Source organism: Bradyrhizobium sp. USDA 3364, assembly GCF_054056355.1.
The window spans coordinates 7,531,124-7,543,879 of sequence record NZ_JBSRYG010000002.1; the positions used below are offsets into that span (position 1 = coordinate 7,531,124).

At 65.1% G+C, this 12,756-nt stretch carries 10 protein-coding genes and 1 pseudogene; 8 read left to right on the top strand and 3 right to left on the bottom strand.

What is annotated here, in order from left to right; all coding sequences use genetic code 11:
* Positions 1 to 16 precede the first annotated feature (16 nt).
* From ACVILL_RS35460 to ACVILL_RS35470, 3 genes are all read left to right on the top strand, one after another.
* A complete protein-coding gene (locus ACVILL_RS35460; RefSeq protein WP_456733290.1) occupies positions 17 to 1,240 on the top strand; it encodes an efflux RND transporter periplasmic adaptor subunit in 1,224 nt (407 codons plus the stop codon).
* Positions 1,233 to 4,454, top strand: a complete 3,222-nt coding sequence (locus ACVILL_RS35465; RefSeq protein WP_456733291.1) for an efflux RND transporter permease subunit — start codon at positions 1,233 to 1,235, stop codon at positions 4,452 to 4,454. Before ACVILL_RS35460 ends, ACVILL_RS35465 begins: the two co-directional genes overlap by 8 nt.
* A gap of 138 nt (positions 4,455 to 4,592) precedes the next feature.
* On the top strand, positions 4,593 to 6,434 hold the full coding sequence (locus tag ACVILL_RS35470) for an alkaline phosphatase family protein (RefSeq protein WP_456733292.1): 1,842 nt from the start codon (positions 4,593 to 4,595) through the stop codon (positions 6,432 to 6,434).
* 62 nt (positions 6,435 to 6,496) lie between these two features.
* Here ACVILL_RS35470 and ACVILL_RS35475 read toward each other — a convergent pair whose 3' ends face one another.
* Positions 6,497 to 7,078 (bottom strand): hypothetical protein, encoded by a 582-nt coding sequence (locus ACVILL_RS35475; protein WP_456733293.1) that lies wholly within the window; start codon positions 7,076 to 7,078, stop codon positions 6,497 to 6,499.
* A 388-nt stretch (positions 7,079 to 7,466) separates the two neighbouring features.
* Here ACVILL_RS35475 and ACVILL_RS35480 point away from each other — a divergent pair, with 388 nt between their 5' ends.
* Positions 7,467 to 8,126, top strand: coding sequence for a peroxiredoxin (locus ACVILL_RS35480; protein ID WP_050420497.1), 660 nt, complete (start codon positions 7,467 to 7,469; stop codon positions 8,124 to 8,126).
* Between the two features lie 21 nt (positions 8,127 to 8,147).
* A pseudogene (locus ACVILL_RS35485) lies at positions 8,148 to 9,587 on the top strand (cryptochrome/photolyase family protein).
* Here ACVILL_RS35485 and ACVILL_RS35490 read toward each other — a convergent pair.
* Together ACVILL_RS35490 and ACVILL_RS35495 are read right to left on the bottom strand one after the other, a co-directional pair.
* Positions 9,584 to 10,456 (bottom strand): DMT family transporter, encoded by an 873-nt coding sequence (locus ACVILL_RS35490; protein ID WP_456733294.1) that lies wholly within the window; start codon positions 10,454 to 10,456, stop codon positions 9,584 to 9,586. The pseudogene ACVILL_RS35485 and the gene ACVILL_RS35490 sit on opposite strands and share 4 nt — an antisense overlap.
* A 425-nt stretch (positions 10,457 to 10,881) precedes the next feature.
* A complete protein-coding gene (locus tag ACVILL_RS35495; protein WP_456733295.1) occupies positions 10,882 to 11,445 on the bottom strand; it encodes a hypothetical protein in 564 nt (187 codons plus the stop codon).
* A gap of 384 nt (positions 11,446 to 11,829) precedes the next feature.
* Between ACVILL_RS35495 and ACVILL_RS35500 the strand changes: the two genes are divergently transcribed.
* From ACVILL_RS35500 to ACVILL_RS35510, 3 genes are all read left to right on the top strand, one after another.
* A complete protein-coding gene (locus ACVILL_RS35500; protein ID WP_456733296.1) occupies positions 11,830 to 12,051 on the top strand; it encodes a hypothetical protein in 222 nt (73 codons plus the stop codon).
* Positions 12,052 to 12,136: 85 nt separating this feature from the next.
* A complete protein-coding gene (locus ACVILL_RS35505; protein ID WP_456733297.1) occupies positions 12,137 to 12,343 on the top strand; it encodes a hypothetical protein in 207 nt (68 codons plus the stop codon).
* A 108-nt stretch (positions 12,344 to 12,451) separates the two neighbouring features.
* Complete coding sequence (locus ACVILL_RS35510; protein WP_456733298.1) at positions 12,452 to 12,649, top strand: hypothetical protein; 198 nt, start codon at positions 12,452 to 12,454, stop codon at positions 12,647 to 12,649.
* The last annotated feature ends 107 nt before the right edge of the window (positions 12,650 to 12,756 follow it).

Sequence of the window (12,756 nt, forward strand, 5' to 3'; positions counted from 1 at the left end):
CCGCGGAGAAGCGCATATGAAACGGGTTGTTCTATTCTTCGCCGGCGTGGCCGCCGGCATTGCACTGGTTGTTCTCGCGGCCGGATGGATCGGCTGGCCGGTCAAGCTCCCGGACGCGGCGCCGGAAGCTGCGTCCGCGAGCCAACACAAAGCCGAGGCCAAGCATGAGGCCCCCGGACATGTCGAACTGAGCGAGGACCAGATTCGCGAAGCCGGCATCACCCTCGCGCAAACCGGCGGCGGCATGCTGAAGCGGCACTTCCTCGCGCCGGGATCGTTGATCCCGGATGCCGACCATATCGGCCGCGTCTCGGTGCGCGTGCTCGCAACTGTCACCGAACTGCGCAAGCGTCTCGGCGACGTCGTCGAGAAGGGCGAGATCGTCGCCGCGATCGAAAGCCGCGAGGTCGCTGATGCGAAGAGCGAATACCTCGCCGCCCGGCTGACCAACGATCTGCAACAGACCCTCTATGCGCGACAGAAGACGCTGGTCGAGACCCGCATCGTGTCGGAAAACGAATTCCTGCGCACGCGGCTCACGGCGAACGACGCCCAGATCAAGCTCGACGGCGCACGGCAGAAGCTGTTCGCGCTGGGCCTGTCGGAGAGCGAGATCGCCGACCTGCCCAACAAGCCCCCGGAGAGCCTGCGGACCCAGTTCCTACGGGCGCCGATCAGCGGCCGGGTCTCCGAGCGGCGCGTCGATCTCGGCGGATTGATCGGGCGCGAGGGCCAGGAAAGCGAGCTCTACGTCATCGTCAATCTCGACGATATCTGGGTCGACCTCGCAGTCTCGCCGGAGGACATCGGCGCAGTCCGCGAGGGTGTTTCGGTGAAGATCCGCGCGATCGGCACTGAGGACGAAGCCAGCGCCGGCGTGATCTTCGTCAGCCCCCTGCTCGACCGCGAGACCCGCAACGCCCGGGTGATCGCGACCATGCCCAACAAGGATCACCGCTGGAAGCCGGGCACCTTCGTCACCGCGGAGGTCCCGCTCTCAGGCGCGCCGTCGACCGTCATAGTCTCGAAGAAGGCCATTCAAACCATCAAGGGGACGCCGACCGTGTTCGTGCGCGATGCCGACGGATTCGAGGCACGATCCGTGCGCACCGGCCGCGAGGACGACGACGATATCGAGATCGTCGCGGGTCTTTCAGCGGGCGAGACCATCGCGGTGCAGAACACCTTCACGCTGAAGGCGGAGGTCGAAAAGGACGAGGCGGAGCACGGCCATGATTGAGCGCATCATCGGTCTCGCGATCCAGCGGCGCTGGGTCGTCGTCACCCTCGCGGCGATCCTGATGGTCCTCGGCGGCGTCGCGCTGACAAAACTGCCGATCGACGCGGTGCCCGACATCACCAACAAGCAGGTGCAGATCAACACCGTGGCTCCGGCGCTGTCGCCTGCGGAGATCGAGAAGCAGATCACCTTCCCGATCGAGACGGCGCTGGCCGGCGCGCCGGGACTGGAGAGCACGCGCTCGCTGTCCCGCAACGGCTTCTCACAGATCACGGCGGTGTTCAGCGAAGCCACCGACATCTATTTCGCCCGCCAGCAAGTCGGCGAGCGCCTGACCGAAGTGCGCGCGCGCCTGCCCCAAGGCATCGAGCCGCGGATCGGCCCGACCTCGACCGGCCTTGGCGAGATCTACATGTGGACCGTCCATTACTCCGGACAGAAGGTGACCGACGGCGCGCCCGGCCTGCAGAGCGACGGCCGCTTCCTCACGGCGGACGGCCAGGTGCTGCAAAGCGAGGTCGAGAAGGACGCCTATCTGCGCACGGTGCAGGACTGGATCATCAAGCCGCAGATCAAGATGGTGCCGGGTGTCGCCGGCGTCGATTCGATCGGCGGCTACCTCAAGCAGTACCAGGTCCACCCCGATGCGGCGAAGCTGATCGCGCTCGGCCTCACCTTTGCCGACGTCGCCAAGGCGATCGAAAGCAACAATGTCAGCCGCGGGGCGCGCTATATCGAGCGCAATGGCGAAGGATTCGTAGTGCGGTCCGGCGGTCGCCTCGATAACATCGAGGAGCTTGGCGCCGTCGTCGTCACCACGCGCGGCGGTGTCCCGGTCCGGATCCGCGACCTCGCGACGCTCTCGATCGGCGGCGAGACGCGCACCGGCAGCGCCAGCGAGAACGGCCGCGAGGTCGTGGTCGGCACGGCGCTGATGCTGATCGGCGCCAACAGCCGCACGGTGTCGGCCGCGGTCGACGCCAAGCTGCGGGCGATCACGCCGTCGCTGCCGGCGGGCGTCGAGGTCGAGACGGTGCTCGATCGCACCCAGCTGGTCGACGCGACGATCGGCACCGTGGCGCGCAACCTCTCCGAAGGCGCGCTGCTGGTGATCGCGGTGCTGTTCGTGCTGCTCGGCAATTTCCGGGCGGCGCTGATCACGGCGCTGGTGATCCCGATCGCGATGCTGATGACGGCCATCGGCATGTGGCAGGGCCGCATCAGCGCCAATCTGATGAGCCTCGGTGCGCTGGATTTCGGCCTGATCGTCGACGGCGCCGTCATCATCACCGACAACAGCCTGCGTCACCTCGCCGAGAAACAGCACGCGCTCGGCCGCGTGCTGACGCGCGACGAACGGCTGGCGACTGTGCGTGCTTCCGCCGTGGAAATGGTTCAACCGAGCCTGTACGGCCAGGCGATCATCCTGCTGGTCTATGTCCCGCTGCTTGCCTTCACCGGCGTCGAAGGCAAGATGTTCGAGCCGATGGCGCTGACCGTGATCCTCGCACTCGCTGCCGCCTTCGTGCTGTCGCTGACGCTGGTGCCGGCGCTGATCGCGATCGGCATCACCGGCCGCGTACAGGAGAAGGAAAACTGGCTCGTCGCCACACTGAAGCGCTGGTATAGCCCGCTGCTGCGGCGTGCGATTGCGACGCCCGTTCTCGTCATCGCCGCGGCGGTCCTGCTGTTCGCAACCGCGCTGTTCGGGTTCTTCCGGCTCGGCCAGGAGTTCATCCCCTCGCTCGACGAGAAGAACATCGCCATGCATGCGCTCAGGATTCCGAGCACGGCGCTGTCGCAGTCGCAGGCGATGCAGCTCTCGGTCGAAAAGGCCGTCAGTCGCTTCCCGCAGGTGTCGTTCGTCTTCTCCAAGACCGGCACCGCGGAGGTGGCGAGCGATCCGATGCCGCCGAACGCGTCCGACACCTTCATCATCCTGAAGCCGCGCGCGCAGTGGCCGGATCCGTCGCTGACCAAGGAGCAGTTGATCGAGGAGATCTCGAAGGCGGTCGGCCGGCTGCCCGGCAACGTCTACGAATTCACCCAGCCGATCCAGATGCGCTTCAACGAACTGCTGGCCGGCGTTCGCGGCAACATCGCGGTCAAGGTGTTCGGCGACGAGTTCGGGCCGATGCAGAAGGCCGCCAACCAGATCGCTGCCGCGCTGCGCGGCGTGCGCGGTGCGACCGACGTCAAGGTCGAACAGGCCGGCGGCCTGCCCGTGCTCGAGATCAAGGTCGACAAGGCGGCGATCGCCCGGCGCGGCCTCAGCGTCTCCGCGGTCCAGGACGTGATCGGCGCCGCGGTCGGCGGTCAGGATGCCGGTGTCGTCTACGAAGGCGATCGCAGCTTCGACATCGTGGTGCGTTTGCCGGAGAGCGTGCGCTCCGATCTCGAGGCGCTGAGCAATCTGCCGGTCGCATTGCCGAAGGCAACGCCGAGCTCGCCGGTGCAGAGCCTGCCGCTCAACCGCGTCGCGCAGTTCTCCTTCACCGAAGGGCCGAACCAGATCAGCCGCGAAAACGGCAAGCGCCGCATCGTGGTGACGGCCAATGTCCGCGGCCGCGATCTCGGTTCGGTGGTCGAGGAAGCGCAGACAAAGGTCGCGCAATCGGTGCGGCTGCCGCCCGGCTACTGGATGACCTGGGGCGGCCAGTCGGAGAATCTCGCTGCGGCGCGCCAGCGCCTTGCCGTCGTCGTACCGGCCTGTTTTGCGATGATCTTCCTGCTGCTGCTCGCGGCGATGGGATCGGCACGCGATGCGCTGCTGGTGTTCAGCGCGGTGCCGCTGGCGCTCACCGGCGGCATCGCGGCGCTGTGGCTGCGCGGCATGCCGTTCTCGATCTCGGCGGCGGTCGGCTTCATCGCGCTGTCGGGCGTTGCGGTATTGAACGGACTGGTGATGCTGAGCTTCGTCCGCCAATTGCGCGAACGCGGGGTGCCGATGGGCGAGGCCATCGAGCAAGGCGCCCTCACCCGTTTCCGGCCCGTGGTGATGACCGCGCTGGTGGCCTCGCTCGGCTTCGTGCCGATGGCGTTCGCCACCGGCACCGGCGCCGAGGTGCAAAAGCCGCTCGCCACCGTCGTGATCGGCGGCCTGATCAGCGCGACCCTGCTGACATTGGCTGTGCTGCCCGCGCTCTATGCACGGTACGGGCATGCCGGCAGCGCTGCGCGCAATGAGGCGACCGCGATTCAGCCCGCGGAATGACGGCCTGTTGACCGGCATTCCGCGGCAGAGCCTGACTGTATTGACTGGGAGAAATCACTGTAACAATTCTGTCATATGACAAAACTAAACGAAGGCAGGCGGCGGGCTGCCGCGGGGCTTCATCAGGGGGAATAAGAAATGCGTCGAGCCATCACACTGTTGTCCGCGAGCATGATCGCGCTTTCGGCGGGCGCCGCTTCCGCGCAGAACGCAAAACCCCGCAACCTGATCCTCTTCGTGCCCGATGGTCTGCGCGGCGGGATCGTGACGCCGGAGACGGCTCCGGCGATGGCCGAGATCCGCGACAAGGGCGTCAACTTCAAGAATTCGCACTCGCTGTTCCCGACCTTCACGATGGCAAACAGCTCGGCGCTGTCGACCGGCCATTATCTCGGCGACACCGGCACCTTCTCCAACACCATCTATACCGGCTACACCTCGGTGCCGGCCGGCGACACCGTGGTGCCGTTCATCGAGAACGACGCCGTGCTCGCCGATGTCGACGATCACTTTAACGGCGACTACCTCAACGAGGAGACGCTGCTGAAGATGGCCCGCGGCCAGGGTTTCAGCACCGCCGCCATCGGCAAGGTCGGTCCGACCCTGCTGTTCGACCACACCGATCGCGGCAAGAACACGATCGTGGTCGACGACTCCACTGGCGGCAAAACCGGCGTGCCGCTCTCCGACGAGATGAAGGAGGCGCTGACAAAGGCGGGCCTGCCGCTCGCCACCCCGAGCCGCGGCGACAACGCCAAGGCGGGTGACGCCAAGACGCCCGGCACCACGGTCGCCAACATCGCGCAGCAGGCCTACATGGCGGACGTCGCGACCAAAGTCGTGCTGCCGATGTTCAAGGCGCGCAACAAGCCGTTCGTGCTGGTGTTCTGGTCGCGCGATCCGGACGGCAGCCAGCACAACACCGGCGACAGCCTCAACACCATCACCCCCGGCATCAACGGCCCGACCTCGATGGCCGGCATCAAAAATGCCGACAACAACCTCGCCCAGCTCCGCAAGGCGCTCGACGAGCTCGGCCTGTCCGCCAACACCAACATCATGGTCTCCTCCGACCACGGCTTCTCGACGATCTCGAAGGAGAGCAAGACCAGCCCCTCGGCCAAGATCGCCTACGACGACACGCCGAAGGATTTCCTGCCGATGGGCTTTTTGGCGATCGATCTCGCCAAGGCGCTCAACCTGCCGCTGTTCGACCCCAACGACAAGAACGCCAAGGTCGCCGACAACGCCCACCCGAAGGCCGGCAACGGCGTGCTCGGCCAGGACCCGGCCAAGCCCGACGTCGTGATCGCGACCAATGGCGGCTCGGACCTGGTCTATCTGCCGAACCGCGACAAGAAGCTCGCCGACCGCGTCGTCAAGGCGCTGCTCGAGCAGGACTATGTCAGCGGGCTATTCGTCGATGACAAGCTCGGCAATTTCCCCGGCACGCTACCGATGTCGAACCTCAACCTGAAGGGCAAGGCGGTGACGCCGAACCCGTCGATCGTCGTCAACTTCCGCTCCTGGTCGAGCGGCTGCGCGATCCCGACCAACTGCTCGGTGCAGATCGCCGACACCGTGCTGCGCCAGGGCCAAGGCATGCACGGCAGCTTCAGCCGCGGCGACACCTTCAACTTCACCGCAGCGATCGGCCCCGACTTCAAGGCGGGCTATGTCGATGCGCTGCCGGTCAGCAACGCCGATGTCGGCATGACCGCGGCCCAGCTGCTCGGCCTGCGCACCCCGAACAATGGCGGGCTGATCGGCCGGGTGACGTCGGAGGCGCTGCCGAACGGCATCGTGCCGAAGATGGCCGAAGGCACCATCATGTCGAAGAAGCCGTCGGCCAACGGTCTGCGCACCGTGCTGAAATTCCAGCGCGTGCTCTCGACCCGGTATTTCGACGTCGCCGGGTTCCCGGGGCGGACGCTCGGGCTCGAGGAGACCAGCGGCAAACAGAAAACGGCGGGGAAATGATCCCCGCCGCTGTCGCTTGAAAACCCGTTCATTCGGGATGATGCAAGCATCATCCCGAACGATCACATCATCCCGATGTCGAACACGTTGGGCAGCTGCGTCGCGAGCGGCAGCGCGGCGGCGCCGACCAGCGTCGCCACCATCGCCGCGAGCGCGCGGCCGGAGCGGCGTTTGCCGCGCATCTGACCCGCGATCCACTCCAGAACCTTGGTGTCGATCTTCGTACCCTGCGTCGGCGCCCAGCGATCGATCTCGGTGTCGGGCGACAGCGCCACGGTGCGCGGCGGCACCGGCAGGCCGGACTCGGACGCGGCATGATGGGCGATCGCCTTGGCGAGTAGATCGTCGAACCGGCCGCCATCGCTGCGCTCGGCAGCGGCCTCGTTGATCGCGAACAGCGCCTCGATCTCGGCTCGGCTGACCGGCTGATGCTCGACCGCGGCCGCCGTCAGGATGCGCGCGCACCAGGCAGCGTCATCGGCATCGAGTGACCGGGAGAAATGGATACGGCCCTTGGTGGTCGGGCCTTCGCCGGTGATGACGCCGTCGCGCACGATGGTCAGCGCATGGGCGGCGGTCTTGCGGCAGGATGGGGACAACGCACCGCTGAGATCCTCAGCGGTCTTGGTACTTGGGGCAGACATTGTTGGAGCTTTCAATTCCTATCTCAGGCCAGCTTTTCCATGCCGGCGTAAACGAGTGGTTACCGATTCGGAACTTGGGTTCCGAGATTTTTAGATGGTTGCTATTTGGTCGCCTTGGAAGCCGTTATGGTTCAGTCCTATAGCAGCCGGGGCCGGCGTGATGACGGCGATAAGCGGCATTATCTGGGCATTTCCAGGCTTTTGTGCCGCAGCTGATATTTCGCCGCAGGGATACGGATCAAAACAAGTTGCTTGGAATTCCACCCTCAAGGAGAAATGTTTCACCTTTTTTCAGAACCCGTTCACTTAAGCCGTTCTGCGTCCTATACTGGAACAGACCACCTCAAATACAAATTTGGCCGCAACTTCAAAGAGATGAGGTAAAATCATGGCACTTCAGATTGGCGCCGTCGCCCCCGACTTCGAAGCCGAGACCACCGAAGGGAAGATCAAGTTCCACGATTGGATCGGCAGCAGCTGGGCGCTTTTATTCTCCCATCCCAAGGACTTCACCCCGGTCTGCACCACCGAGCTCGGCGCGCTCGCCCGCCTGAAGCCGGAATTCGACAAGCGCGGCGTCAAGCTGATGGGCCTGTCGGTCGACCCGGTCGACCGCCACGCCAAATGGTCGGAGGACATCAAGGAGACCCAGGGCGCGGCGCCGAACTATCCGATGATCGGCGACACCGACTTCAACGTGTCGAAGCTCTACGACATGCTGCCGGCCTCGACCTCGGGCGATCCCCTCACCCGCACCGCCGCCGACAACCAGACCGTCCGCAACGTGTTCGTGATCGGGCCGGACAAGAAGATCAAGCTCGTGATGGTCTATCCGATGACCACGGGCCGGAATTTTCAGGAGATCCTGCGCTCGATCGACTCGTTGCAGATGACCGCCAAGCATCGCGTCGCCACCCCCGCCGACTGGAAGCAGGGTGAGGACGTGATCATCGCGGGCTCGGTCAGCGACGACGAGGCCAAGACGATCTACCCGCAAGGCTGGAAGGCGCCGAAGCCCTACATCCGCATCGTGCCGCAGCCGAAGTAACTGTTGGTACGCAACGTCCGGGTGGCCTGCGCACAGCCTGTTATCGTCTGGTTCCGCGACGACCCTGCACGAAGCAGCCAGCCGCGGCGCGCCCGTGGTTGGCCTCTATGTTCGCGACGAAGCAAGCCTTGCCCTGAAACCTCCAGCCGCGCGCCCCCTCGGGGGCGCGACGCGCTGGTGGCTGGCGCAATCACTGCGCGCGCTTCGCAAGAGCCTTGAGGCGATCGGCGGAAGGCTGGTGCTGCGGTCGGGACCGGCCGCTGACGTGATCGCCACGCTAGCGCGCGAAACCGATGCGAGCGCGTGCTCTGGAACGACATTGCGCAGGCGCCGCATCAAGCGATTGCCGGGGACGTTGAATCCGCGCTCGCAAGTGACGGCATCGACTCGCAAATTTTCCCGGGCGACCTGCTGGTCGACCCCAAGGCGATCCGCAACAAGGATAACCGCGGGCTGCGCGTCTTCACGCCATTCTGGCGGTTCGTGCAAGCGCTCGGCGATCCGCCAGGGCCGTTGCCGGCACCGTACAAGCTCACCTCGGTTGGCGGTATCGCGAGTGAGTCCCTTGACGGCTGGAAGCTCGAGCCAAGCAAGCCGGACTGGGCCGGCGGCCTGCGCGAGAGCTGGACACCGGGCGAAGCAGGCGCGCGGGCGCGGCTGAGGGCGTTCCTCGACGACCGCATCAAGGGCTACGCCGGAGACCGCGACCGCCCCGACCGCGACGGCACCTCGCGCCTGTCGCCGCATCTGCGCTTCGGCGAGATCAGCCCGCGGCAGTTCTGGTACGCGGCCCGCTTCGCCGCCGCCGAGCACCCGCGCCTGGCCGGCGACATCGACAAGTTCCTGAGCGAACTCGGCTGGCGCGAGTTCTGCCGCCATCTGCTGTTCGACGTCCCCGCCCTCGCAGAGCAGAATTTGCAGCAGCAGTTCGATGCCTTTCCGTGGAAACGCGACGCGCGCGCGTTGAAGGCCTGGCAGCGCGGCCTGACCGGCTATCCGATCGTCGATGCCGGCATGCGCGAGCTCTGGCACACCGGCGTGATGCACAACCGGGTGCGCATGGTCGTCGCCTCGTTCCTGGTGAAGCATCTCCTGATCGGCTGGCGCGCCGGCGAACAATGGTTCTGGGATACGCTGGTCGACGCCGATGCCGGCTCCAACCCGGCGAACTGGCAATGGGTCGCCGGCTGCGGCGCCGATGCCGCGCCCTATTTCCGCGTGTTCAATCCGATCCTCCAGGGCGAGAAGTTCGATCCTGATGGCGCCTATGTCCGGCGCTGGGTGCCGGAACTGGCGCGCCTGCCCGACGACCTGATCCATCAGCCGTGGACCGCAACGCCGATCGAACTCGCCAGCGCCGGCGTCGAGCTCGGCAAGAGCTATCCGCAACCGATCATCGATCACAAGCAGGGCCGCGAACGCGCGCTTGCGGCCTATGCGAGAGTCCGTGGCAAGGATTAAGCGCGGCGATTGACCAGCAGCACGGCCGCGGCGCAGGCGGCCATGCCGGCGATCGCGACATAATCCAGCCGCTCGCCGAACAGAATATAGGCCATCAGCGCGGTCACCGCCGGCACCAGATAGAACAGGCTCGCGACCGAGGTCGCTGCATGGTGACGGATCAGCCAGTACAGCAGCCCGATCGAGCCGATCGACAGCGCGAACACCAGCCAGGCGATCGCCAGCACGAACTCGGTGGTCCAGTGCACGACATTGGTCTCGAACAGATAGGCGCCGATGCCGAAGAAGATCGTGACCGCGATGTACTGCACCAGATTGCCGGCGCGCCAGTCGATCCGGTTGCAGTAGCGGCGCTGATAGAGCGTGCCGAGCGTGATGCTGATCAGCGAGACGCCGGAGGCGAGCCAGCCCCACCCCGCTTCGCCGGTCATCGGCCGGTTGTGCAGGATCAGCACGACGCCGGCGAGACCGAGCACCAGCCCGCCCCATTGCAGCGGCGTGACACGCTCCCCTAACCAACGGTTGGCGATCGTCGAGGTCAGGATCGGTTGCAGCCCCGGGATCAATGCCGAAAGGCCGGCCGGAATCGCATGCGCGATCGCAATCGCGGTGCCGCCGAGATAGAAGCCGTGCACCAGGATGCCGGCGACCGCGCTGTGGAAGACGCCTGTGCGGTCCGGCCATTTCGGCCGCGCGATCGCGGCGATCACAGCCATCACCACCACCACGAACGCCATCCGGATCGCCAGATAGGTCAGCGGCTCCGCATTGTTGATGACGTATTTGGTGCCGATAAATCCGGTGCTCCACAGCACGACAAAGATCGCCGGCGCCAGACGAGCGGCAGTTTCCTCGAAGCTCTTGTTCATTGCAGGCCGTCATTGCCTGAAGATGAGGCAACCGGCAATCGCGAATTTTCAACGGGGGTTGGTGGCCCCGGGCCCGTGCACACCGTCGTCCTGCGCAAGGCAATGTTGTCGGAGCAATCGCATCGGCGGTATCATCACCCGCGAAAGCCCGCAGGTGTAACCGGAGCAATCCGGCTTTCCCTGCGCGATGGGCTACGGCATATACGCGCTCTCTCCGGCGAGACTGGGCTTCCTCCGCAAAAGCGCTGCGCGCACCCGCGCGCTCGTGCGGACGAATTTCTGTCATCCTTTCGGATGACCGCGTATCGGCATGGGGGCGGACGAGAATGTTGGCGCCGTCAACGGCCGGGAAGCTGGCAGCTCGCCTGGAACCGGGTCCGACGACCGGCCCGGCGCCTTTACCGGCGTCGCGCACCATCAGACGGTCATCTGAGGTGATACTTTCTGCCGTTGGTATTCGGGTCGGAATTATCGCTTGTCGAGAGCAGCAGGACCGGGCCGAAAAAGTTGGTGTTGTCTCGGAAAAATTGGAAGCGGCCGGCGCCCTTGGTGATGATCTCTTCCCGATCGCTGTTTGCCGGGCCGAGAAGCTTGTCATCTTCATACAATTGGGCGGCGCTGAGCTCGCCGTTCAGATACTTGACGGGAATTTGGTACGCATGCCCCTTGAAGAAGTAGAAGGTACCGCGGACCAGGTTTCTGTCGATCGGGCTCGGAGGAAGCACATAGAGGAGAGCGCTCGCCGCCAGGGCAAACAGCGTCGATCCGACTACAATACGCGGATTGCCAAATATCCTGGACGAGGCTTTCCCGGAGTCTTGCTTACCGGGCCCCGCTTCCTGCGAGGGGCGCGGCTTCGTCGCGTAGAGCTGGTAGGAATCGGTCAAGCCTTGCTCGTGTCCGTCACGAAAGCCGATCTGATAGAACACGCGCCCGCACAAGGCAAACAGCAGAATCAAACCTGAAGCGATGAGGAGCGCGGTCAGCATGGGGGACGCCAATAACTATGACGACATGGATCGTCAACTTGCGTAGCGGTTGAGCAGATCGATAGACGTCCCCCCGCGCGGCGCCCGTTGCCGAGGAGCTGCATCTATTCGAACCAATGCGGCATCCTCGTGGAGAGCGCGAGAATTTCCAACCCGCCTTGAACGCGGCTCCCGGTACTCCGGACAGCCTTGGCTCACCTCTACGGCCGGCACGTGACGTTATCGTTTCCGGCCAAGCACTGCCCCGTCAAATTCCCCTGCTCCGTGACGACGGCGGCGCGGCGCCGCCGAAATTAGGAACGCCTGCCAGGCACAGGCGTTTTCGAGCTGTCGGGCGCGCCGGATGCAAGCCGCCCGCACCCAGCCCGTGCTCAAGGACGAGAGATGCCCTACGCGCTGTTTGATCGCGACCAACAGATCGGCGGGGACTTTCCGACGGAGAAGCAGGCCTGGGAACACGGGCTGGTCTCCGGGTTGATCTTCGACGCACCGGTCTCCGGCGAGGCGCCGGGCCAGCAGCTCCCGGCCGGGTATCACATGAAGGAAATTCCCGGCGACGTCTTCGAACCGGCATCCAGGCGGAAACTGCCGAACGAAATTTCGTGATCGGCCGACGGCGGGCTGACCGATTGCGATCACGACGTCGCGCGATAAGTAACGCCCAACCAGACCAACAATTCAGGATGAGCGCATGGCCGAAACCGGCAGGATTTTTCGCGTTCGCTGCGTCGACAATACGTTGCAGCGGGACACGCTCTCGCTCGGGCGCGTCTACGAAGTGACGCGGGAAAGCGAACGTGACGGCTATTACGAGCTCAGCGGATTGGGCCGCTTCAGCCGGTCCAGATTCGAGGTCGTCGAGCCGAACGATGACGAGGCGGAGGGTCAACCACCCTGATCGAAGTAGCCAGGGAGGTCCGCGCGCACCGTCATATGCCTGCTGGAAGGAATACCGGACGCTGCGCCTCGCAAATGCGTGATCGGGCGTCACCACGGTTGCCTTCATTTGGGCACCTATCGGGAACAGGCTGCCAGGCTGGAAAAGCAAAGGCGGCCGCCGCAGGGGGTGCCTGCATTGACGTATCGATCCCACAGCAGCTGGCAGGACGTGGATCTGCGCAATCTCGTCCGGGTCATCTCGGCCTGTACCCTTGGGCTCTGGGCATTTGCGGCCGGCCTGCTGATCGGCACCTTCCTGCTATGAACGTACCGTCGGGGCTGGCGCCCCACCTGCCCTAGCCTCCGCTCAGATGGTGGGCGGCGACGAACAGGGCGAGCGCGCTCAGCACCAACGCTGACGTGGCGCCGGCA

Bases quoted from the DNA above. Each gene is read 5' to 3' on its own strand.
- ACVILL_RS35480 (WP_050420497.1), top strand. From the start codon at position 7,467: ATGGCACTTCAGATTGGCGCCGTCGCCCCCGACTTCGAAGCCGAGACC.
- ACVILL_RS35465 (WP_456733291.1), top strand. From the start codon at position 1,233: ATGATTGAGCGCATCATCGGTCTCGCGATCCAGCGGCGCTGGGTCGTC.
- ACVILL_RS35500 (WP_456733296.1), top strand. From the start codon at position 11,830: ATGCCCTACGCGCTGTTTGATCGCGACCAACAGATCGGCGGGGACTTT.
- ACVILL_RS35475 (WP_456733293.1), bottom strand. From the start codon at position 7,078: ATGTCTGCCCCAAGTACCAAGACCGCTGAGGATCTCAGCGGTGCGTTG.
- ACVILL_RS35460 (WP_456733290.1), top strand. From the start codon at position 17: ATGAAACGGGTTGTTCTATTCTTCGCCGGCGTGGCCGCCGGCATTGCA.
- ACVILL_RS35495 (WP_456733295.1), bottom strand. From the start codon at position 11,445: ATGCTGACCGCGCTCCTCATCGCTTCAGGTTTGATTCTGCTGTTTGCC.
- ACVILL_RS35470 (WP_456733292.1), top strand. From the start codon at position 4,593: ATGCGTCGAGCCATCACACTGTTGTCCGCGAGCATGATCGCGCTTTCG.
- ACVILL_RS35490 (WP_456733294.1), bottom strand. From the start codon at position 10,456: ATGAACAAGAGCTTCGAGGAAACTGCCGCTCGTCTGGCGCCGGCGATC.
- ACVILL_RS35505 (WP_456733297.1), top strand. From the start codon at position 12,137: ATGGCCGAAACCGGCAGGATTTTTCGCGTTCGCTGCGTCGACAATACG.